Genomic DNA, 24,124 nt, shown 5'->3' on the forward strand with positions numbered 1-24,124 from the left:
ACTAAAACTTCCCACACCAATACGGTGTGTTGAACCTTGAAAATTCAATATTTCAGCCAATAAAAAAGGCATAAACCTGTCCCGTTTGGTATAATGGAATTGACGAAAAACCATCTATACAAAGGAGATTTATGCCATGTCCAGTATACCACAAAACTATTGCGATGAGAACGAGTTAATTGATTGTGTTCAGAGATTTTTTTCCAGGCATCATGTCGGCAAGCTTCTCGCCAAATGCAATGGGATGAAAGAAAAAGGTGTTTCACCTGTTTCTCTGCTCCGCTACAAGCTCAGCAACATTTTTGTCGGAAGAAGCATGTATATGCAGCAACGAACTGGCTCTTTTAAGGAAGATTTTTCAAAGAACACTTTTTATCGGTTCCTAAATTCGGCAAAAACAAACTGGCTCCGTTTTACTTCTCTTCTGGCTGCTGATATCGTCAATAATGATCTCAAAGATCTAACGGACGATAGCAGGAAAAATGTGTTCATTGTTGATGACAGCCTTTTTAGTCGAACCAGCTGCAAGAAAACAGAACTGGGATCAAAAGTATTCGACCACACCGATATGCATTTCAAAAAAGGGTTTCGGATGCTTACATTAAGCTGGAGTGACGGAAATACACTGATCCCGGTAAACAGCTGTCTGTTAGCATCTGCAAAAGAAGCAAATATTATCGGTCCGGTAAAGAACTTTGATAACAGAACCATTGCAGGAAAAAGGCGCAAGCTTGCCCAGACAAAAGCACCTGAAGCAATGATGGCCTTGTTGGATACTGCTCTCAGTGCAGGACTAAAGGCTGATTATGTCCTTTTTGATTCCTGGTTTTCCAACCCGGCACAGATCACAGCCATCCATTCAAAGGGGATGGATGTGATTGCTATGCTCAAGAAAAGCAGCCGCATCAAGTATTCATACTGTGGTGAACAGCTGAATATCAAAGAGATCTATTCCAGGAACAAAAAACGCCGTGGCAGATCAAAGTATCTGCTTTCTGTTGACGTCATGGTAGGAAAAGAGAATCCTATTCCGGCGAAAATCGTTTGCGTAAGGAATAAAGCAAATCGCAAGGACTGGCTTGCTTTTATCTGTACAGATACGACCCTTTCCGAAGAAGAGATTATCCGTGTTTATGGAAAGCGCTGGCAGATTGAGGTTTTCTTCAAGACCTGCAAATCTATGCTGAACCTGATTGGAGAATGCCGCAGCTTATCCTATGATGCACTGACAGCTCACGTAGCTATCGTGTTTACCAGATACATGTTACTCGCAATGGAACAGCGCCAAAATGAAGATCAGAGGACGCTTGGCGAATTGTTCTTTTTCCTAGTTGATGAAATGGCGGACATTACTTTCCATAGATCACTTGGCATCCTAATGGATGCCTTGATGGCAAGCCTTCAGGAAATCTTAAAACTCAGCGATGAGCAATTGACAGCTTTTACTGCTGATTTTGAAGCAAGACTACCGAAATATCTGCGTAACGCACTCCATCCAGAGTCTATAGGGGCATAAATCACTATTTTGTCAGCTGAAATATTGAATTTTCAAGGAGCGAAGCCCATTTCAGGTATGGGAAGTCTTAGTTAATAACTCGCACAATAGAAAGTTCTGTTGTTCCTGCTCCATATCCATTTTTTAAATCTCTAAAAATAACTGATTTCCTGTTCTGAAAACATGGCGTAATCTTGGCAATACCAATATCTCCATTTGCAAAATGAGTAAATCCCTTTTTTATTTCTCCCCATTTTTTTATTTCATAGGTATGTTTATTGCGATATCCATCATCCACAAGTGCCATCGGAATAAATGAAACTTGAAGTTCATCTGCCAAGTCATTTTTCGGATTTAAACAAGTAATCTCCTGTATTCTCACCCACTTCCAACTTTCCGGAATATTAAACGGCTTTTCGTCCTCAGCGATTTCCGGCAACGGCTTTGCCTTCTTAATTTTCTTTTCAGCAATTAGCCTCTGCTTTTCCTCCTGAATTTGTTCAAAAAGTTCCTCTGCCGTTCCTTCTTCAGGTCGTTGTTCCACCAACTTTCCCTGAATAGCATACTGCAAAAGTGATTTTTTCATATCTTCTGGAAAACGGCTATTAAATTTTTCCAACTTGCACCATGCCTGTTCATAACGGTCAATACAGGGCAACAGCTCCTCGATTTTGGCAACAATCCTCTTTTGCTCGGCAATGGGTGGGAGAGGAAAAAGAAGTGCCTTTACCGTCCCTGCACTTAATTCTGTTTGATTTGTAGAACCAGAACCCAGCTTTTCCATGTATGGCTGATAATATTTTAAAGAGTAAAATACATACTCAACAGAAACAAGAGTATTCGCTCTTATTATAGTGACATGCGAATCTGGCACAACTGGATATCTGTTTGGATTATCACTATTACGATATATCCCTACTCTACCGAGTGTACCATTACCTGTAGAGTTTAGAACAATATCATTGTTTATCATAAATTCTTCTTCTGGATATTTGCTAAGTTTTGTTTCATCCAAGCACCGTGCTAAAGATAAATCAATATAACCCGCCTTTGTATTGCATTTCTGTGCAAAAACAAGCATATTACTTTTTGCTGTGTATGTTGGTGATTTTCCGCGCTTAATTGTTTTTACAACAATATCGTCGAGCCTGCACCACTTCCAGTTCTCCGGAATGTCAAAGGGCTTTTCGTCGTCGGTGATTTCAGGCAATGGCTTTTCCTTTTTGATTTTCTTTTCTTTAATCAGTCGCTGTTTTTCCTGCTGAATCTGTGCAAAAAGTTCCTCTGCCGTTCCTTCCTCCGGTCGTTGTTCCACCAATTTACCCTGAATAGCCAACTGCAAAATACTATTTTTCAATTCCTGTGGTGTCATTCTATTGCTCCTCCTAACAGAGAAGTGATTTCTTCCAGTACCTGATCAATTTCTGCATTGAGAGAAGCTCTTTGTTCCTCGTAACGCCGAATTAACTCCATCGGCTCCAGTATTTCTTCTTCCTCATGAGGAAAACCACACTGATCTAAATTGTATCCAAGCTCCTCTGTAAGCTGTTGAACACTGAATTTCTTTGCTTTATCAAATCCATCTTCTGTGATTTCCTGTCGATTTTTCCACCAGTCCAGAACCGGCCGAAAATGTTCCAGTTTCATAGGCTTGGTTTTAGAAAAATGCTTGTACCCTTCTGGCATATCCAGACGATAAAACCAGGTTTCTTCCGTTGGATGTGTATTGTCAAAAAATAGAATGTTCGTAGTGATAGATGTATATGGAGAAAATACACTTCCTGGCAAACGTATAATAGTGTGTAAATTAAACTCTCGCAGTAGTTTCCTTTTAATATTGATCTTGGCATTATCTGTCCCAAACAGAAAACCATCTGGTAAAATCACCGCTGCCCGTCCATTCTTCTTTAAGCGATACATTATAACCGACATAAACAAATCTGCCGTTTCTGAGCTCGCAAGATCTGTTGGGAAATGATTCTTCACATCTGTTTTTTCACTTCCTCCATACGGAGGATTCATCAGAATCACATCCACCTTATCTTCTTCTGTATAGTCCAGTACATCATGCAACAGAGTGTTACTGTGAAACACCCGAGGCACATCCAATCCATGCAATAATAAGTTGGTGATGCACAGCATATACGGGAACTGCTTTTTCTCAATTCCATAGATAGAATTTGAGTATGCATCTTCATCTTCCGTAGTATGGACCAGCTTTTGCAGTTCTTTCAGCCAACTAACGATAAAGCCACCGGTACCACAGGCAAAATCTGCCATCGTTTCTCCAATCTGAGGCTTGATTACCTGCGCCATAAAATCAGTTACTGCACGGGGGGTATAAAATTCACCTGCTGAACCTGCACTCTGCAGTTCTTTCAGAATATTTTCATAAATATCGCCAAAAGCATGACTTTCTTCATAGTCACTAAAATCCAGTTCGTCAATCACATTAATGACCTGACGGAGCAAAATTCCATCTTTCATATAATTGTTTGCATCAGCAAAAGTCGTCTGCACAATTGCCTTATTAATAGGGGTAGAGGCGTCTACCTGCAAATTTTTCAAAGTAGGAAACAACGTATTATTCACAAAATTCAATAGTTTATCACCAGTAAGAGCTGTTCCCGATTTATCATCCTGTGCCCAATTCTGCCAGCGACATTCTTCCGGAATAATAGACTGATAATTATCATCACTAAATTCCCACTCCTGTTCTTTTGCATCATATACTTTCAAAAAGAGCATCCATGCGATCTGCTCGATACGCTGGGCATCACCATTGATGCCTGCATCGTTACGCATAATGTCACGAAGTCTCTTTACAAATCCTGTTAAATTACTCATAAATAATCCTTATCCTTCTTATTGTCCATATGTTTCAAACATATCTTTTGCCCGTTCTGCAGTAAATCGCCATTCATCCGGAACACGATCTATCGTTCCTCGCCCGGCAGCACGCGGTCCCCACTCGTGATATTCGTAAAGGATTGTTTCACCTCGACCACCTGCGGATTTTTTTAATACTTCTGCGATCTCCACCGGAGATGCAAGATACATCCGCGGCATCTCGTGATTCTCGGTTCCTTTAAACTGAACCAGACAAAATATTGTTTTTTTATGATGATTACTCAACCACTTTTGGATTGCTTCCTGATAGTCACAACCTTTTTTATAACTTTGAGTCAATCCCCAGCCGCCATCCTGACTTCCCTTTACTGAAATTTTTAACATTTTATCGCCAGAAACGGCTATTAAATCATACTCCGGCTGGTTTGCACCATATTGTACAGATACATCATATCCTAATCTTGCAAATAGTGCTGCCGCAAATGCCTCTGCGGCAACGCCAACATGCCATGAACTTATTGCTTTCATTTAACTCACTACTTCCTCATAAATTGCTTTTTCCAATTCTTTTACCGCTTTTAGATACCCCTGCTTACCTCCAAAATATCCAGCGATCTTGGCAGGTTTTCCGAGTTTAAAAAATGGATCCAGCTTAAGTATTTCTGTTTTTTCAATCTCGTAAATACCTGTGTTCATATATTTATCCAACAAAGCTTCCAGGACTTCTCGAGCTACACCACTGTATTTGCTAAAGAAATCCCGCTTTTTCACATTATTGGCTCTCTCCTTACGAGTTAAAGGTTTTTTATCAAAAGCCACATGGCAAATAAAGTCAAAATCATCTACATCGCTCATATTCTGATCCGCTTTTAAAAGTTCCAGATCGATACCACGGTCATGGAGCAAATCTCGGATTTCTTCCTTTTTCTCGTGTGCTGACCATTGACGGATAAAGTTATCCAGAGAAGCATACTCTCCCTGAATATTCTCTTTGGTATAATCTACAATACTTTCCTGTCGGAGCAGTTTACCGTTCGTATCATAAACAGATACTGTCTTATGGATAATCTGCACTTTACAACCATTCCTGTCTACAATAGGTTTCTGTATACCATAAGATGCAGGAGGCTCTTTTATCACTCCCGGTTGAACAGGATCTGCTTTTCCATAACCATTTGGATCTTTCGGATGGTAGTTCTCATCCATCTCAATCGGGCCATCCCAGTCAGGATCTGCAAACAAACGGGTCACATTTCGGAAATCCATAACCACGAAATGAGTCTTACCTTCTTTTTCCCGTAAACGTGTTCCCCGGCCGATAATTTGTTTAAACTCCGTCATAGATCCGATCATTTCATCCAACACAATCAGCTTGGTCATCTTACAATCTGCACCCGTGGAAAGCAGTTTTGAAGTGGTTGCAATAACCGGATAGGGCTCTGCAACCGAAATAAAATATTTCAGTTTACTTTTTCCATAGTCATCGCCGCCCGTAATGCGTACCACATAATCCGGATTCTGTTGCATCATATCCTGATTTAGGTTCGCAAGTGCATTACGCATACGTAAAGCAGCATCCTCCGAAGCACAGAACACAATGGTTTTGGCCATACGGTCAGTACTCTTCAAATATTTTGTGATTTCCTCCGCCACCTGCTGAATACGATCCTCAATAATAATATTGTAATCGTAATCACTGCTCGTATAAATACGATCCGGTATTTCCATACCATTGATATCACGCTGTCCTTTACGGGGACGCCACCCCTCACCAATATCTGTCATAATATTGATGACTTTAAAAGGAGCAAGGAAGCCATCCTCTATTCCTTCTTTCAAACTATATGTATAAATAGGCTCTCCAAAATAGCTAAGATTAGAAATATACTTGGTTTCCTTGGGCGTAGCCGTCATACCAATTTGAGTTGCAGACTTGAAATACTCCAGAATTCTCCGCCAGCGACTTTCTTCTTTTGCGGATCCCCTATGACATTCGTCCACAATAATCAGGTCAAAGAAATCTGGCAAAAACAATTCACTGAAATGTTCTTTATCATCGTCACCTACCAACTGCTGATATAGCGAAAAATACACTTCATGAGAAGTAATGGTACTTTTGTCATCTTTTGTCACATTGATTTTATGGATCACTTTTTCCAACGGCGCAAAATCCTGCTGAATTGATTGATCCACCAAAATATTACGATCAGCAAGATATAAAATCTTCCGTTTTAATCCACTTTGAAGCATCCTGTATACAATCTGAAAAGCTGTGTAAGTTTTCCCTGTACCTGTCGCCATGACCAACAAAAGACGCTGTTGTCCCCTTGCAATGGCATCAACAGTACGGTTTATGGCAATTCTTTGATAATAACGTGGCGGATAGGTATTCTGGCTGGAATAATAAGGCTGTTCAATAGCAACCTCCTGTTGCGGTGTAATACCAGACTCCTTCTTATAGCGTTCAATAAGTTCCTGTTCTGTCGGGAACTCATCCAGACCAAACTCTCGTTCCTGGCCCGTAAGGAAATCATGCTCTGCAAATCCATCTCCATTGGAACTATAGGCAAAAGGAAGATCAAGCATCTTTGCATAAGCAATTGCCTGCTGTAAACCATGAGAAATACTATGGGTATTATCTTTTGCTTCTACAATCGCAATTGGATTATTTGCACTCAGATACAGAACATAATCTGCACGTTTTGGCTTTTCGCGGAAAACAAAGTTCCCCTTCAGATTAATCTTTCCATCTGTAATGCGGGTTTCCATTGTAATCTTTGCACGGTTCCATTTCGAAGTAATGGAAGGAGTAATATACTGAAGTTTAATATCCTCTTCACTCATTTGTTTTTTCGATAAAATTGTACCCACATGTATTCCTCCCTCCATCAATCAATGTCATCTGGAATAATTTCCATAATATCATCAATCGTACACCCAAGTGCTACACATATTTTAACAAGCACTTCAACTCTAACATCCTCATTTTTTCCCAGCTTTGCCATTGCATTTGTACTAATTTTTGCAGCTTTTATCAGCTGTGTTTTGCTCATATTTTTATCAATCAATATTTTCCACAATTTGTTATAACAGGCCCTCATATATTTTGCTCCTATTAAATTAAAACAACTAACACTGTTAGTTTATTATAGCATTTTAAGTTTAAATATTCAAAAAAAATTGAAATATTCAATTATGCTCTATTAACGTTTCTTATAATATCCATACTACCAATCTTACTTTATCTACAAATTCACTTTCACCTATTAAAAATAAAATCTATTTCTGTAATACCTTCAATGTCGGCCGTATAATAGTCCCTCTTATCTTCCTCATCAGCTTTAATATAATTATTTATCAAATCCTTGCATCCAATAATATCAATAGTTAAATCATTGATAAATTCGATTTCCGGATGAATTTCTAAGGGAAGTTCACTAAGAAGGCTAAATATTTCCTCTATGAGCATATTAACAATTTCATTATATACAATCCTTTCTGCTTCATCTGTATCTATTTCGCTTTCATCCCCATAATAGCGAGTACGATTGCTAATTATATAACCTATATCTAAAGCGTACTCATCTGCATTAACACTAATACAATATCAAAAAATCGCCTCTTCCAAAGCCGCTTTGCATATCGGAATATACAAATTTCTTAAAAGCCATAAGATTTTAGCCGATAGCGCACAGAAGTCATAGAATTTGCTTTGGTAAAACATTGATTTGTTGTCGAAATAAGCAATTAGTAGTATAATAAATTAAATATAGTCGTCTAAAACTGGTGAACGACAACTGCTATGTTTCACTAACGCATCATTTTAATACAACATTTTAATCATACAAGGGGGGGAGACAAAGGTGCGACTAATAAAAGCTCGTATTCAAGGATACCGAAGTATAATCGATACAGGATATTTTGACATTGAAAATGGAAAAACCATTCTGGTTGGGCCAAACGAAGCAGGAAAAAGTGCTATTTTGCAGGCCCTGCAAAAGCTTAATCCGCCCGATGGTGTTGAATTGTTCAATCCATTAAGAGACTACCCTCGTGCAAAATATGATGAAGATATTGAAAAGGGAAACATTGACCCTAAAACATTCACTGTTGTGGAAGGGTATTTTTCGCTTGAGGATTCTGAAAAAAAAGATCTCCCAGAATCGTATAGGGATATTATCTATGTATATGGAAGGAAATTGGATAATTCTACTTGGCATAAATTAGACAATGCGCCTTCGGAACTTGAATTCTCTGCTATAGATAAAGACTTGCAAAAAATGCTTGCCCACTTTCAAGAAACCTGCCACAAGCGGGGAGAGGCAGAGGCTGTAGTAACTGCAATTCAAACAGAACTTGAAAATACCATTTCTGGGCTTAAGCGGACATCTATCGTTTCTTTCGAACAAGCCAAATCGATTCAGGCATGGCTCAAAAAGAACATAAAAAATCTTGCAGATGATAATGAGTCAGAAGAAAGTCGATATGATAAACTTACTACTTTATTAGAGCAACCCATTGAACGCAATGAAGTATTACTTACTTGTAAAAAGATGTTGCCTCGCTTTATTCTGTTTAGCAACTATTTTAGGATTAAACCTTCACTTCATTTGAGAAAACTGGCCAATCGAGTTCAATCAAATGTTTTAGATGACTCTCAATATGATTATGGAAATTTATGCTTGCTTAAATTTTTAGGATTTACACCTAAAGAACTGGCAGATGCGGGTGACATTACGAAATGGGATGTGAGCGAACCCGATCAATATGAAAAATACAAAGCACAACTTGATGAACGTGACTATAGACTAAATGCAGCAACTATTCGCCTTACAAATGCCATTCGAGAAGTTTGGAATCCGACTCAATATAGCCGTGATGCAAACAAATTGAGAATTAAAGCGGATGGACAATATTTAAAGGTCGTCGTTGAAGATGAGCTCGGTGTTGAAGTCGAACTAGATCAGCGTTCAGAAGGTTTTCAATGGATGGTCTCTTTTTATGTTGTATTCTTTGCTGAATCATCTGACAGGCACAAAAATGCTATCCTATTGCTTGATGAACCCGGACAAAGTTTACACGCTTTAAAGCAAGCAGAATTTAGGGAAACACTATCAAAGCTTAGCGAGAAAAATCAAACTATATTTACAACACATTCGCCCTTTTTAGTTGGTTCAAATGAACTTGATAAGGTTCGTGTTGTGGAAATGGTTGATCGAAAAATAGGAACAAAAGTCAATTTGACATTAACTGCAACAGATAGTGGGGCCATTTTACCTTTGCAAGAGGCCCTGGGATATGATCTGGCACAAAGTTTGTTTTTCCATAAAAAAAATCTGATACTTGAAGGCTTGACAGATATGTGGTATTTAGAAGGCCTGTCAGATTTATTAAAAGCGAATGGAAAATGCGGCATTGATGAAAAAATCGCTCTATTACCTGCAAATTGCGCCACGAAAGTAGTGTACTATGCAACTATTCTTCATTCGCAAAACCTTAAAATAGCAGCATTATTGGATTCCGATTCCGAAGGAGATTTAGCCGCCAATCAAGACACTTTGGTTAACGCATTAGGTGCAAAAAAAATATTACGCACAAAGGATGTATATCAAGGTGATGTTATAAAAGTTGAGATTGAAGATATTTTGCGGGATACTTTAGTCACGATTGCAAAGGATGACCTGGGGTGGGATGCGACCGAAGAAGCAAAGCAACAAACAAAACGTCCGATAGTCGACATTCTCTCTAGTGTTGCTAAAGAAAATTTTTCAAAATATCAGTTAGCCAAAGCCTTTATTCGTTGGTCAAGAGACCATTCACTAAACGATTTAACTGAAACTGAAATCTCACAAGCAGAAAAATTGATTTCAAAGATAAATCATGTATTATCTTGATTTTGCAAGAAGTGGTAGTGTAAAAAACTTTGTGGCTTTGGTAAAAAATGGCTCCTTTTTGGTAAGAATTACAGATATGACAATTCTTATCGAAAAGGAGTTTATTTATGGCAGTAGCAAAAGACCAAATCCGACAGATTATTACAGAAAACAACATTACCAGTGTGGCTGATGTTTACTCCCTTCTCAAAGACAGCTTCAAAGATATATTGCAGGAGCTTCTGGAAGCCGAGATGGATGCAACTCTGGGCTACGAAAAAAACTGTAAAGGTGATCTTAAGAGCGATAATAAGAGGAATGGTCACTCTCCTAAAACACTCAAAAGCCAGTACGGGGAATTTCAGATCGATGTTCCCCGTGACCGCAATGGTGAGTTTGAACCAAAGCTGATTCCTAAATATCAGCGGGATATTTCCGGGATTGAGGAGAAAGTGATCTCGCTCTATGCCCGTGGAATGAGCACAAGGGATATTCATGACCAGCTGCAGGAACTTTATGGGATTGAACTTTCCGCCGAAATGGTCAGCAAGATCACGGACAAGATCCTTCCGGAAGTGAAAGAGTGGCAGTCACGTCCGCTGAATCCTGTATATCCGTTTGCTTTCATGGACTGTATTCATTACAAAGTCCGGGAAGACGGCAGGATCCTCAGCCGTGCTGCTTATATTGTACTGGGAGTTACCGTGGAAGGATACAAGGAGATTCTCAGTATTACCGTAGGAGCGAATGAGACCAGTAAATTCTGGCTTGGAATGCTCAACGACTTGAAAAACCGTGGCGTGCAGGATGTCCTGTTCTTCTGCGTAGACGGTCTCCCCGGATTTAAAGACGCAATTCAGGCCGTTTTCCCACAAGCACAGATCCAGCGCTGTGTTATCCATATGCTGCGCAATTCTTTTAAATATGTGAATTATAACGATCTGAAGAAGTTTTCCGCAGACTTCAAGGCTGTCTATAACGCACCTAATGAATCCGCAGCTCTTTCGGAATTGGAAACGATTAAGGAGAAATGGGGAAAGAAATATCCCTATGCGATCAGTAACTGGGAAAACAACTGGGAAGATGTGAGTTCTTTCTTTCAGTTTTCCGGAGATATCCGCAGAATTATGTATACCACAAACATCATAGAAGGGCTGAACCGTCAATACAGGAAAGTCACAAAGACAAAGAGTGTGTTCCCAAGCGATACCGCTCTTGAAAAGATGCTGTTTCTTGCGAGCAGAAATGTAACAAAGAAGTGGACGCAGCGTTATCGGAACTGGGATCAGGTGTTGAACCAACTGATTCTTCTATACGATGAGAGACTGACCGCATACCTGTAAAAGGAAAACAGGAGCGGATGAGAAACTATTCCGCTCCTGTCTTCATCTTATTCCTTCGGCATTTATAGTATTCCCAGAAAATCCCAGCTTATTCCTGAGACCGGGTGTGGGCAGAGCCCACGAAAAAGGGATTACTGATGCCGTTATTTGTGCTGCAAAAAATTTTAAAATTCATGTATAACATGAGTCAAATGGGTAATACTATAAACAGATAAGTAATTCGACAGCAAAAAAGCAGACGTTCCGACAAGACAATTATACATATCTGTTTCTTATCAAAGAAGATTTTTCCCCATAGACACAGAAATTTTTACGCCCTCCAAGAAGTTTTTCTTCGATTATCAGAAAATCGGCGCATCCTATGAGCCTGCGCCGATTTTCTTTATAGTTTTTACTGGGTTTCTTCCTCCATCTTCAGCCAATCCTCAAAGAACTTCTCCAGCATCACTGGTTTAGCACCTAGCACATATTATTTTTCTGGAATACAAACATTCAAACTTATATTTTCACTTTATAATATTATAAAACTACACCATTTTCTTTCAAAATGACGATTTTTGACGCTCTCAGACAAAAAGTCAGGACTCACAAAACCTTGTAAAATAAGACTTTACGAGTTCTAACACCGCAGGACAAAACCACCCCAACGAGCCAAAAGGTGGGGCTAATTACTTAATGGCTTTTGCTCCAGTGGCCTATTCAGAGATTGATATAGCCTTATTCTTCTTCAGCTAATTCTAACTCCAATTCTTCATTCTGTACAATTTCTCCTGTTTTCAATCCATATTTGATTCCCCTATCCACAGCCCCCTTCAGCGCCTTTCCACTCCGTGCAAATCCAATCATATAAATAGTCTCTTTAATCAGACTCTCCTTATCCATCACGCCTTTTTCCCGAAGCGTAATGCAAACCGCATTTTTAAACTCTTGCACACAGATTTCATCTGGCGTTCTCTTATTCATCTGTTCCAAATCTTTTCGAAATACTAAATATTTCTCCGGAATCTGATCTATCCTCCAAACGAATCGAACCTTAGACTGTTTATATTGTTTTGCCGTAACTTTTTTAAATGCTTTATCGGCTGCCTCCAATGTATACGAACTTGCTCGTCCTATTCCAAATGCTCTTAACGTTTTCCGAATCAGGCTGTCATACTGGATCGGAGCCTCCACGTCTATGATCTGTTGCATTTTCTCTGCGATGAGTGGAATAGACTCTTTCTGAACAAAATCTGCCGTAGACATACGAGTAGATTCAATCTGAGCCATATCATAATCTACAAAAGCATAATCCCATTCTTCTCGTTTGTGCTCTTCTATCACTGATGTTGTAACCGCCTTAGATGCAATCTTCTGTTCTGAATATTGAAATATGACAGGTTCGGAACCTTTTTCTTCTATTATAGGTTCCTGTAACTCTTTTTTCTCTTCAACTGCCTGTACGATTTCAGGTTTTATTTCAATTTCACTTTCTTCAGCAACGTAATGATTGTGATGCGCTTTCGCATATTCCTCTGCCTCTTCCTGTAGCCCATCAAGCACCTCTCCTAGTCTGAATAGTTCTTTCTCCTTATTTTCCCACCAGTCGATAGCCCAGATCCGATGCAGTTTCCACCCAAGACCTTTCAGCACACTAATCTGACCGATTTCCCGGTCACGAGTGTTCGAAGATTGCTGATAAGACTTATCGTCAAGCATGATCCCCAATAAATATTCCATCTTATTAAATGGATTTATGACAGCGATATCAATCTTAAATTTAGAATTTCCCACTGCTCTATGGTATTCATACCCATGTTCGGAAAGGTAGTGGCAAATCTGTTCCATAATACCTTGCTCTTTCTGTCCTCGTCCTCTCACAAAATCTCTATCAATTTTTCCTTTTTCTGCATAATCCAGAAAATTCCGAAGTGCTTCCACCCCTCTTGCCTTCGTTCGTCTCATGTTAATCTGATCTGCCGTAAGTGTAGTAAATACCATCATTTCTAATCTGGCACGAGTAACTGCCACATTTAATCGTTTCCATCCATTTTCTTTGTTCAATGGGCCCAAATTTAAAGAAAGCTTTCCTTCAGAATCCGGACCGTAAGCAATAGAAAAGAATATCACGTCCCTTTCGTCTCCCTGTACATTTTCCAGATTCTTGACAAATAACGTTTCTTCCCCTTCATTGGCCCATTTATCAAACTGTGGATCATTCTGATATTCGCCCTGCAGAATATCTTCGATAAAATTCTGTTGGTTGATATTGAAGGTAACCACTCCGATAGACTGTTGTGACAAAACAGGATGTTTATAACGTCTCTTAATTTCTTTTACAATTGCGTGAGCCTCTCCGCGATTTACCCTGTCTTTTCCACGCTCAAAAAATCCATCTACTTTTACCAGATTTACCTTTTTCTCTCCATCGTTTACAGATGGAAAGGTAAACATAGAATTTTCATAAAACTCGTTGTTGCTGAAATCAATCAGGCTTTCATGTCTGCTCCGATAATGCCAGTGCAAATGAGACTGTGGCATGCCAAGAGCCAAACAGTCATCCAGGATACTGTCCAAATCTTCTATATCAATATTGTCCTCATCTAACTTGTTTCCTGCAAAGAATGCAGTAGGCGGCATCTGATTGGGATCTCCGACTATGACCGCATCCATTCCTCTTGCAAGGACTCCAACGGCTTTACAGGTCGGAATCTGTGATGCTTCGTCGAAAATAACAATATCAAACAGATCATTCTTTGCCTCCAGATATTGGGCTACAGAAATCGGACTCATTAACATGCATGGGCATAATCTCGACAAGATGATTGGAATCTGCTCAAATAAAGAACGGATTGATATTCCTCGCCCATTGCTGCTGATAGCTCTTCTGAGAATATTTAATTCTCTGCTAATTTGAGTAGACTCAAAACCTTGTGGCAAATGGCTGGCTAATTCATAGAAAATTTCTTCTTTGGTAAGTTCCTTAAATTCCTGTTCCATTCTCTTAAAACGATTAATCTTCTCATTGAATACGATGCCAGTAAAGTTATTCAGTACAGGCTCCCCGTCAATAATCGATATAATCATGGTTTTATAAATTGATTTCAGATAAATGTCTATTATATGATCATGAGGTACACCTGACTCATATACTTTGCATACAGGCAGCAAGCCTTTCTCGATACAAGCTTTCTCGCTCTGCCGGTAAGTAATCCACTCTCTGATAGAAAAGGCATTCTGCATAATGCTGTCACACAATGCAATTTTAGCCTGCATCCAATTCTCTTCGGTCTCCGGAAATTCCAGTTTTAACAATTCACAAACCTGCTTCTCTTTTTCTGCCAGGTTATTAAAATCCTGTATAATGAGATTTGCCATGGAATTACAATTCTTTAATTTCCCCTGAGACTCCAGAATATTGATCTGTGTCCTAAACTGACTGATTTCATCGATCTGCGCTTTCAATTTCGTCTGATAGCCTGTCAGGTCAGCTTTTGTCGGATATTGCTGCAAAATTTCTTTCCATGCAAATGGTAATTTTTCTGTAGTTTCTTCAAACTCCTTTGCTTCCTGCTGATAAGTGGCAATATCGTTAATGTAAAATGGAATTTTGATGATTTCCGTCTGGAAAGATGCATATCCCTGGAACTCAGACAAAAGGCCTGCCAAAGCTTTATTTTTCCCAAATAATTTTGAAAGAGCCTTATCATACCTGTTCCGATAAGATTCCATGTCCATTTTCAGGAATGATTCATTCCAGTATTTTAAGATCTGTCTCCGCCTCTCCTCAAAAGCCACCTTCTTTTCCAGGTATTGATAAGGAACATAAAATTCTTCATCTATTGAATCTGCTTTACACAGAAAGTCCGGAATTTCTTCTGCTGAAAGAATGCTAACAGCACTCTTGTAAATCACATTCCATTCCAACTCTGTTACCGGAGCCTTTATCCCTAATAATTGAATGAAAGTCTCTGTATCTATCTGAAGTTTCTGTATGCTATCTTTATAATCGGACATTATGTTTTCCAGATCATATTTCAATCTTTGAATATATTCATCCAAGTGAACTGCTGCCAATGGATGTTCATGGGGATGGCCGACTGCTTTTCCTGCAGCTACCAGCTGCTGTAAACAATACAACCTTTCATTTAAATCTTTTTCCGTAAGATTGGAAACAAACTCAGGATCAAAATCAACTTCAGTTTCTCTTTCCGGAATCCCCTCATAAATATCCAATAATTCCCTTAAGCTCTTTCCAAATCTCCGCTCGATATGTAACGCTTGAGCATAACCGTCCAACTCAGCTTTAATCTTCCGAATCTCATCCAGTTTCTGATCATAGGAAGGTTCCTTTTCACCAACAACTAATTCCAGACTATGTTTTAGCTGATCCAGCACAGCTTTCTTCGTAGATTTATTGGAGTGCAGTTCTAGACAAAAATCTTGGATTCCCAGTGATTTAAGCCTTTTCTGTACCACTTCTAGTGCTGCCATTTTTTCTGCCACAAATAAAACCCTTTTCCCCTTCGCAAGGGCATTGGCTATCATTGCGGTAATAGTTTGAGATTTTCCAGTACCCGGAGGGCCATGTAGAACAAAACTCACTCCTTCAGCCGCCATATTGATTGCCCTCAACTGAGAAGAATCTACTGTAACTGGCAAATAAGCATCTTCCGTATCAACTTCTGGTGGAATAGTACATTCCCAGTCAATCACACCATTCATTAGGCTTCTGACAATCTTATTATTTGCCAGAAAATCACTTTTTCCGCAAATATCATTCCACATGACGAATTGAGAGAAAGTAAAATTTCCTATCACTGCAACTTCCAGAACATTCCATTTGGGAAAATCCATAATTGCATCATAAATAATAGAAAAAATCTTAGGCAGATCCACACCATGTTCATCCATAGGAAGCGGATTCAGTCCATAAATCTGAATGCCGTAATTTTGTTTCAGAAACTCCAACAGCGTTACATTTACCTGCACTTCTTCATCTCTCATGTACATGGCGTACCCTTTGCTTGCAGATTTCCTTTTGATATCAACTGGAATCATAATCAAAGGTGCATACCGTGGATCAGAATTCTGTTTATTCTCATACCATCTTAATAAGCCTAATGCAAGATACAATGTGCTTGCTCCATTTTCTTCCATAGATGCCTTAGCGGAACGATACAATTTCGTCAGGCGCTTTTCAAGCTCCCGAGCTGTGTATATAGAATGTATTTTTTTCTGTTTGCTTTCCAAATCAATAAACTCTTTTACACCATCCAACCTGCAGAGATTTTCAATCAGAACCTTATTATCCGTGTCAATTTTTATATCTTCTGGACGGGGTAATACTCGAAACTCTTCTCCATCAGCAAGGGCATCTTCCAGCAAACTTACATCCGAAGCTAGTAATGGAAGGACTGATTGATTAATACGGAAGTTAATCAGTAAATTTCGCATATTCAGATCCAACAACTTCCGCTCCCACTGCATTTGTTTGGTTATCGTTTCCTTCTTATTGATCTGTGACAAATCGAAAATTTCCCCAACTGCTTCCGGAGTATCTGTCACTTCTTCCTTTTTTCGTTCTTCATGTACTACCACAAACCCGTTATCTTGTTTCACCCGTACCGGCAAAGGACGAATACCTAAGCTGCGGGCTCTCCTGATATCAATTACAAATTCAAACTCTTCATACCTGGCAATCTGACTCTGTCCCAAATGGATTGCTTCATCAAATGAAAAATTTTTTCCTGCACACATGGCTGTACATTCTACAACAATAACCTCATGAATTCCTTTCGACATTCTTTTTTCCAGTTGAGACGGATCATCCATGATCATATCGGAGAAAGATTGTTCAATCAACCAGAGCCCAGCAAAAATATGTCCCTTCATCATGATCAAAAACGGATTCAGACCAATTGCTTCCAGACAAGCCACATATAACAAGGTCAGATCCAGGCATGTTCCCATATGTTGTTCCATAATCATATCAGACAGTCGGACACGCTGCCCGTAGGTTTCAAAACTAGCAGGTGGTTCTACATAAGTAATATTCTGTTCCTGAATTGCCGCATAAACTGCTGCCGCCATATATTTCACACGATTATGATCACCATACTGATATCCGGCCAGAGAGGGATCACCTGTCCATTCTTTCAGATATATTACTGCTTTTTGCAAAACAGCTGCCGCTATCGGATGATTAGGCAACACATAAGAAATCAACAATTCTGGAGTATACTGCATCCCTGGCCATTGATCAAAAGGCAGTATAATCACCTCTTTTGTATCGACTGCCCGTTCCTGCCCATCTTTACATACTTTTATGTTCAGACTACAAACCATTCGCTCTGTAAGCCCTACCAATCCATCAACATTTACATTGATGTTGATGTCATTAAGACTGATTTTATCGCCCGCACCAATACTCTGGATTGTACGCTCAAAAGTCTTAATCAAACTATTATTTGATTCAATCTTTAATACAATATTTTCCAAATTCTCTTCATAATTATTTTTCAGACTGATTTCCCTGACAATGCTGTCACCATTGTGAATAAGTGCATATGTCAAATATTCATCTATACGACAAGTAATTTCCATCCCGTTCAAAACTGTTTCTGTCGTCTCTGACATATTCTTAATCCCCCCCTTTCTCATTTTGGTTTTTTATCAGGAAAGACGCAATTTATTAAACAGACTTATGCTAAGGCCTTTACAATCCTCGAAGAATATTCAAATAATCCTGTCTCTGATCCACAACTGCATAGATAACCACTCTTTTTCTTTCTTCATCCACTTTGTAAAACACAAGATTTTTTTCTAAAACTAACACTCTATATCCCTGCCGTCTTAAGATTCCATATCTGGGGATGATTCCAATATCCGGATGATCACCCAAATGAAAAATACTTTCCTCTAATTCATCTAATTTCTGCAATGCAACTTCCGAACCGAAATTCTCGTTGATATAAAGGATAATTTTACGGATCTGCTCATCTGCTGTATCAGTACGAACAACTGTGTATTTCATATCATTTCTCCTTCAGCATCTGTCTCAGATCACGGAAAGTATTTTCAATGGGTTCTACCCTTCCGTTCTTCTCATCATCTTCAGCTTCTGCCAGCATTTCCAATAACTCTATTCTTGATTTCATCCTCTTGTATTCATCATACGAAAGAGAAACAGTATCTCCTCTGCCGTTCACCGTAATAATGACAGCCTCTTTGTTTTCCCTGCACTGCCTCGATATTTCACTGTAATGATTTCTCAAATCTGCTGATGGACGAATAGATTCTTGTAATGAAAACATAATCGTACCTCCTATCTTTTTATAGTCATATTATATCATCTAATGACTATTTTTTCAACCATCCCTCTCACGACTCTACTACACCATTTACTACACCATTTTCGCGAAAAATGACGATTTTTGACGCTTCCAGACAAAAAGTCAGAGCCCGCAAAAACCTTGTAAAATAAGGCTTTACGGGCTCTGACATCACAGGACAAAACCACCCCAAACGAGCCAAGAGGTGAGTGCTAATTTTTTTAAATTTTATGGCGAGAGCTTTTAAAAAGGTAAATTTTACCTTGTTTTTCATCCTCATATCGCATTTCGATACTATCCGGCAGATATGCTTCCGTCCATCCTTTTCCCGCCTTCTCCCATTTCTTAATTTCATCCCATCTGGTCAGCACTTCACCTGAACCCGGCACGACTGCATTCCCAAACACATGTGGATGCCGCTGCGCCATTTTATCAATAATCCCCTGGTTAGATTAGTTAGAATATACCCACTTAAATTGCGGCGAATAATCCGGCTAAACGAAAATCACAATTTGGTTTAGCCAGAGATTTTGTTGACAATCTATGAAATTCTGGCTATAATAAAATTATAATTTGGTTTGGACGAATATTCTAAATAAAATTGACTATACTATAACCGAAGGGAGAGATTGTCATGGCATATATCAAACGAGCTGCGGAAGATACGATTGCACGGGTGTCCAAAATGTTTCCGGTGCTGCTGGTAACTGGCCCCAGACAGGTTGGAAAAACGACCTTATTGCAAAGAATGGCAGAGACAGAGCAAAGTGAAGGCATAGAGCGCAAATATGTGACTCTGGATGATCCTGATGTCCGCTACCTGGCAAAACACGATCCTGCCCTGTTTTTGCAGAGGTATTCCCCACCGGTATTGATTGATGAGATCCAGTATGCAACAGAGCTATTGCCCTACATCAAAATGAGTGTTGACCGTTCTAAGAAAAAAGGTGATTTCTGGATCACAGGATCGCAGGTTTTCCGCCTTATGAAAAATGTCAGCGAAAGTCTGGCCGGACGGGTTGGAATCGTAAACCTGTTGGGATTATCCGATGCGGAAATCTACCATGAACCAAGCAAGCCTTTCCAGACAGAAGCCGGGGATTTGATGGAGCGTTTGCCTGTAAAAAGAAAAAGAGATTTGAATGAGATCTACCGCAGGATATTCAAAGGTTCTATGCCGGAACTCTATGCAGATGAAAATGTGGATTGGGAAACTTATTACCGCTCCTATGTCAACACCTATCTGCAAAGGGATATCCGGGATCTGGCACAGGTTGCGGATGAAATGCAGTTTTACAATTTTATGACGATTGTTGCTGCGTGGACTTCAAAGCCTGTTGTCTATGAAGAACTGGCGAGTGCCGCAGGTATTTCAGCTCCAACAGCCAAAAAATGGCTCTCTATTCTGGTGTCATCCCATATCATTGCGCTTATACAGCCTTATCACAACAATGCACTTAAACGGGTGGTAAAGATGCCATTGATCCATTTCCTGGACACCGGCCTGGCATCGTACCTTTTAAGATGGGGCAATCCCGAAGCCCTGGAAAGAGGTGCCATGTCCGGGGCGTTCTTTGAGAGCTATGTTTTTTCAGAGATTTATAAGAGTTATCTGAATGCAGGAAAAGAGCCGCCTATTTTCTATTACAGAGATAAAGACCAGAAAGAAATCGACCTGTTGCTATATCAAAATGGTATTCTTTCTCCAATAGAGATCAAAAAATCGGCGTCACCGGGTAAGGCCGCGATTAAAAATTTCAAGGTATTGGAACCCGTTAGCAGGGAATCGTCTTTCGGAGGATTAGAGTCTTTGAAGGTTGAAATTGGAACCGGAAGTGTGGTCTGTATGGCAAACGATCTGTTGCCTGTGGACGAAAAGAACTGGTATGTACCCGTTTGGCTCATTTAATCAGTATTTTGCAGAAGAAACGAGGACCGAACAGCCCTCGTTTTTTCTATGTTCTTCGTGAGAATTTTTACCATTGTTAGCGTCGGGCGATTTTCGCCATTCAGAGTCGGATAAAAAACGCCAATCTCAGTCAATTTAAAATCGCCAATGCATCATGTATGTTATTAACAGTTACGCGTTTTTATACTCCGTATGTTTTGCGATACCAGCCCATTGATGACAGCCCCCTCCCGGCCGTGTTTCCTTGCATCCGTCAACTTTTGGTTGAGTTCGCTTGCCCTTAAGAAATAAGTCTTATATCCTTTCAGGCAGCATTCCCGTCCAAAAGCCATGGCCAGATGAGTTTTGCCTACACCCTGCGGCCCAATAAATGCCAGATTTTTTCTTGCATACAGAGCAGACAGAGAAGAGAGATTTTTCAGCGACTGCACATGTTTTCCATGGAGCCTGCTGAAATCAAATCTTTCAAAGGTTTTTGGTTCGTTCATCGGAAGCTTGCTTAGCTTCAGCATTGTGTGGACCATGGAGTCGTATTTTTTTTGCTCCAGTTATTCAAAAACTCCACAGATTGCCTCCAGAGCTTCCGGCGTGAGTTCTTTTTCATCGGCATAGCTGGCCAGCTCTGCTGTATAAAGATCGATCTTCAGTGCCTTTGCATTGGACTGGATTCTTTCAAGTATTGATTCATTCATCCCACAGGCCCTCCTCAAAGTTGAATTTTTCAACTCCGGAGTGCTGTTTGGGTGGCTCTATCTGAAAAATCCGGGGGTTGACCGGCATCGATGGGACTTCTTCCGGCTGTTCTGCTACATGCTGATCCCGGCAGAAACTGTCTCTTCTCATCCAGGTAACATCATGGGCGGTCAGGACTTGCATAACGCCTTTTCTTGAAAAACGAATTTTGACACTGCCGGACAAAAAACAAAGCCCGTAAAGCCTTCTAAAACCAGGACTTTACGAGCTCTGTCAATATTAACTAAAATTTCCCTCGATTTCTTCTCTTGACGGCATCACGCGCAATGCACCTCTTCTTGTTGTGATCACCGAAGCTGCGCTGTTGGCAAACATCAGCATTTCTTTCAAATCTGTATCTGTAAGTTGTTCCAGCCCCTTTTCCAGAATCCCATTCAGTATACATCCACAGAATGTATCCCCGGCTCCGGTTGTCTCTATCGTGTCCTCCCGTAGAATCGGAGGTACCTCTATCATATTCCCCTTATAGTAAGCTCTGCTTCCTGCTTTTCCCATAGATACAAGTACAAGCGGAATCCGGTATCTGTTGTTCAGCCACTCCACACCTTCTGTGTAGTCCTTTTTCCCAGTCAGCCAGGTAATTTCATTATCTGAGATCTTCAAAATATGGCAGTGTTTCAATCCCCATTGTATCTGCTCTCTTGCCTCATTCAGATCGTCCCAGAGGGGTGCCCGCAGGTTTGGATCGAAGGAGATCATGCATCCAGCTTGTTCTGCGATCTGTACTGCTTTTCTGGTAGCGTTCCTTACCTTTTCATGGGTCATGGAAAGACTTCCAAAATGAAATATTCTGGAATTCCGGATCAGCTCTTCCGGAATCTCCTCTTCTGTAAGCATCATGTCTGCTCCTGGATTTCGATAGAAGGAGAACTCCCTGTCCCCACCCGGAAAGGTATGCACAAGAGCAAGGGTCGTATGGATCTTTTCATCCATACGAAGATACTGAGCATCGATTCCCGCTTCTTCCAAAGCGGTCTTCAACCGTTCTCCAAAAACGTCTTTCCCGACTTTCCCGATAAAAGCTGTATTTCGTCCAAGCTTTGAAAGCATGGCAAGGACATTACAGGGTGCTCCTCCGGGATTTGCCTCGAACAAGGGATTGCCTTGACCGCTGACCCCGTTTTCTGTAAAATCAATCAGCAGTTCTCCCAGTGCTGTCACATCATATTTTTTCATAGTCCCTGCAGCAGAACCAAAGTCCGCCTTACTCCTCTCCCCGTGTTCTTTCACCATGTTCCTTCAGTGTATACAGATGTACTGTTTTTTCAATGTTTACCTTAATAAAATCGCCGGTTCCATACACTGCATTACTGATCACATACTCTCCGTCATTGATATAAACTTCAATCAGATTCTTATCTGCCAGTACCTCAATCCGACATCCATCTGTCAGTTCCGGTGTCTCGGATAGCAGATGCGCTCCCTCAAAGGACGGATATACTGCCGTCCGGTCCGTTTGAATCCGGTTTCCTTTTCTTTTGATAAGGAAACCGCCGATATCTGCCTGCTCCCCGTCCTCCAGATCAAATACCGCCATGTATCCGTCTTCCGAGGCGCAGGAAATATCCGTGATTTCTTTCGAATATGCCGCCCTCACATTCGGATGCATTCGGAAATAAATATGATTTCCCTTTCTCTCTACGATCCGCGGCAGGCAGAACATGCCGATCCAGCCTTCTTCCGCCGGTTTCGGCATCCGGATCCATCCCTCCATAACTCTTCTCCCCTCCGGGTCAAGAGTAGTCTGAGGGGCATACAAATCCATTCCATAGTCTGTAAACTGGTACTGATCCGGTATTTCCATCTGGCAGGTACTCTCCGTAAATTCCACCGGGAAGCATACTGACTGATTTTTCTCTTTTTCTCCGTTTTTAAGCAGTCCCATCGGGGAAACCATCAGTACGCCGCCGTCATCTGTCTCAAAGAAATCCGGACATTCCCACATCCATCCATAATCCGGGCCTTTCCATGCTTTATTCACATAGGTCCATGTATGCAGATCCTCGCTCTCGTAAAAAAGCACTTCTCCATACTTTTCTTCCACCGTGCTTCCAATAATCAGATACCATCTGTCTTTTCCCCTCCAGATTTTGGGATCTCTCGTATGTGTCCGGTCGCCGATCTTTTTATCTGTAAGCGGAGGAATGATGACTGTTTTTCCCTCTTCATTGTCGAAGTGGAATCCGTCCTCGGAAGTAATCATAAGCTGGGCAGATTCGAACTGTTCATCCAGACACGTATGTGGATCTTCCGGATTCACAACCTCGTAGCGTACGCCGGTATAAACAAGATACAGTTTTCCGTCTTCCTCTATAGCACTTCCGGAAAAGCATCCGTTCCTGTCTTCGTGGGTAGATGGATAAAGTGCCACTCCCCGATGTTCCCATGTTACCAGATCCCTGCTCACTGCATGGCCCCAGTGCATGGTTCCCCAGCGTGGTTCATACGGGAAATACTGATAAAACAGGTGATAATATCCTTTGTAGTATATGAAGCCGTTCGGATCGTTGATCCAGTTATCCGGCGCTTTCAAGTGCAATCGCTGTCTTTTCATAGCTTCCTCCATGTCTATCTTATCTTTGTTTGAC

The 24,124-nt window shown here is 40.4% G+C and carries 18 protein-coding genes and 1 pseudogene; 4 read left to right on the forward strand and 15 right to left on the reverse strand.

All coding sequences use genetic code 11. The annotated features are described in order from the left end of the window. The first annotated feature begins 136 nt into the window (after positions 1-136). Entirely contained in the window at positions 137-1,516 is a 1,380-nt protein-coding gene (locus B5G11_RS02820; RefSeq protein ID WP_087252104.1) for a transposase, read from the forward strand. Positions 1,517-1,583: 67 nt separating this feature from the next. On the opposite strand, the gene B5G11_RS02825 is transcribed toward B5G11_RS02820, so the two are convergent. From B5G11_RS02825 to B5G11_RS02850, 6 genes are all read right to left on the reverse strand, one after another. Next, positions 1,584-2,867: a restriction endonuclease subunit S gene (locus B5G11_RS02825; protein WP_087252105.1), complete on the reverse strand. Its 1,284-nt coding sequence runs from the start codon at positions 2,865-2,867 to the stop codon at positions 1,584-1,586. Next, positions 2,864-4,342 carry a class I SAM-dependent DNA methyltransferase gene (locus tag B5G11_RS02830; RefSeq protein ID WP_087252106.1) on the reverse strand — a complete coding sequence of 493 codons (1,479 nt, stop codon included), beginning with the start codon at positions 4,340-4,342 and terminating at the stop codon, positions 2,864-2,866. Before B5G11_RS02830 ends, B5G11_RS02825 begins: the two co-directional genes overlap by 4 nt. A gap of 18 nt (positions 4,343-4,360) precedes the next feature. After that, positions 4,361-4,873 (reverse strand): hypothetical protein, encoded by a 513-nt coding sequence (locus B5G11_RS02835; RefSeq protein ID WP_087252107.1) that lies wholly within the window; start codon positions 4,871-4,873, stop codon positions 4,361-4,363. Continuing rightward, on the reverse strand, positions 4,874-7,216 hold the full coding sequence (locus B5G11_RS02840) for a DEAD/DEAH box helicase family protein (RefSeq protein WP_087252108.1): 2,343 nt from the start codon (positions 7,214-7,216) through the stop codon (positions 4,874-4,876). It lies immediately after the preceding gene. 17 nt (positions 7,217-7,233) lie between these two features. Continuing rightward, positions 7,234-7,446, reverse strand: a complete 213-nt coding sequence (locus tag B5G11_RS02845; protein ID WP_087252109.1) for a helix-turn-helix transcriptional regulator — start codon at positions 7,444-7,446, stop codon at positions 7,234-7,236. Between the two features lie 158 nt (positions 7,447-7,604). Continuing rightward, complete coding sequence (locus B5G11_RS02850) at positions 7,605-7,814, reverse strand: hypothetical protein (RefSeq protein WP_087252110.1); 210 nt, start codon at positions 7,812-7,814, stop codon at positions 7,605-7,607. Between the two features lie 394 nt (positions 7,815-8,208). Here B5G11_RS02850 and B5G11_RS02855 point away from each other — a divergent pair, with 394 nt between their 5' ends. Next, entirely contained in the window at positions 8,209-10,239 is a 2,031-nt protein-coding gene (locus tag B5G11_RS02855) for an AAA family ATPase (RefSeq protein WP_087252111.1), read from the forward strand. A gap of 107 nt (positions 10,240-10,346) precedes the next feature. Continuing rightward, positions 10,347-11,561 (forward strand): IS256 family transposase, encoded by a 1,215-nt coding sequence (locus B5G11_RS02860; RefSeq protein WP_087252112.1) that lies wholly within the window; start codon positions 10,347-10,349, stop codon positions 11,559-11,561. A 717-nt stretch (positions 11,562-12,278) separates the two neighbouring features. On the opposite strand, the gene B5G11_RS02865 is transcribed toward B5G11_RS02860, so the two are convergent. From B5G11_RS02865 to B5G11_RS16945, 4 genes and pseudogenes are all read right to left on the reverse strand, one after another. Beyond that, the gene (locus tag B5G11_RS02865) at positions 12,279-18,179 is read right to left on the reverse strand and encodes a DUF3320 domain-containing protein (RefSeq protein WP_158099194.1); all 5,901 of its coding nucleotides are present in this window, start codon (positions 18,177-18,179) and stop codon (positions 12,279-12,281) included. A 79-nt stretch (positions 18,180-18,258) separates the two neighbouring features. After that, positions 18,259-18,576 (reverse strand): type II toxin-antitoxin system RelE/ParE family toxin, encoded by a 318-nt coding sequence (locus B5G11_RS02870; protein ID WP_087252114.1) that lies wholly within the window; start codon positions 18,574-18,576, stop codon positions 18,259-18,261. A 1-nt stretch (position 18,577) separates the two neighbouring features. Further along, the gene (locus B5G11_RS02875; protein WP_087252115.1) at positions 18,578-18,856 is read right to left on the reverse strand and encodes a type II toxin-antitoxin system Phd/YefM family antitoxin; all 279 of its coding nucleotides are present in this window, start codon (positions 18,854-18,856) and stop codon (positions 18,578-18,580) included. Between the two features lie 350 nt (positions 18,857-19,206). Next, positions 19,207-19,320: pseudogene (locus B5G11_RS16945) on the reverse strand (nucleoside triphosphate pyrophosphohydrolase); the annotation flags it as partial. 188 nt (positions 19,321-19,508) lie between these two features. Here B5G11_RS16945 and B5G11_RS02885 point away from each other — a divergent pair. Next, the gene (locus B5G11_RS02885) at positions 19,509-20,783 is read left to right on the forward strand and encodes an ATP-binding protein (protein ID WP_087252117.1); all 1,275 of its coding nucleotides are present in this window, start codon (positions 19,509-19,511) and stop codon (positions 20,781-20,783) included. 164 nt (positions 20,784-20,947) lie between these two features. Here the strand turns inward: B5G11_RS02885 and B5G11_RS02890 are convergent, their stop codons facing one another. From B5G11_RS02890 to B5G11_RS02905, 5 genes are all read right to left on the reverse strand, one after another. Then, positions 20,948-21,307, reverse strand: a complete 360-nt coding sequence (locus tag B5G11_RS02890) for an ATP-binding protein (RefSeq protein WP_087169005.1) — start codon at positions 21,305-21,307, stop codon at positions 20,948-20,950. A gap of 24 nt (positions 21,308-21,331) precedes the next feature. Beyond that, a complete protein-coding gene (locus tag B5G11_RS16275; RefSeq protein WP_158099195.1) occupies positions 21,332-21,475 on the reverse strand; it encodes a hypothetical protein in 144 nt (47 codons plus the stop codon). Next, complete coding sequence (locus B5G11_RS16280) at positions 21,468-21,626, reverse strand: hypothetical protein (protein ID WP_158099196.1); 159 nt, start codon at positions 21,624-21,626, stop codon at positions 21,468-21,470. Before B5G11_RS16280 ends, B5G11_RS16275 begins: the two co-directional genes overlap by 8 nt. A 129-nt stretch (positions 21,627-21,755) precedes the next feature. Next, positions 21,756-22,769, reverse strand: a complete 1,014-nt coding sequence (locus tag B5G11_RS02900) for a carbohydrate kinase (protein ID WP_343215464.1) — start codon at positions 22,767-22,769, stop codon at positions 21,756-21,758. Beyond that, the gene (locus tag B5G11_RS02905) at positions 22,741-24,090 is read right to left on the reverse strand and encodes a glycoside hydrolase family 32 protein (RefSeq protein ID WP_087252120.1); all 1,350 of its coding nucleotides are present in this window, start codon (positions 24,088-24,090) and stop codon (positions 22,741-22,743) included. Before B5G11_RS02905 ends, B5G11_RS02900 begins: the two co-directional genes overlap by 29 nt. Positions 24,091-24,124: the final 34 nt, after the last annotated feature.

Origin of the sequence: Drancourtella sp. An57 (assembly GCF_002161525.1) — a bacterium.
Taxonomy (GTDB): domain Bacteria; phylum Bacillota; class Clostridia; order Lachnospirales; family Lachnospiraceae; genus Sellimonas; species Sellimonas catena.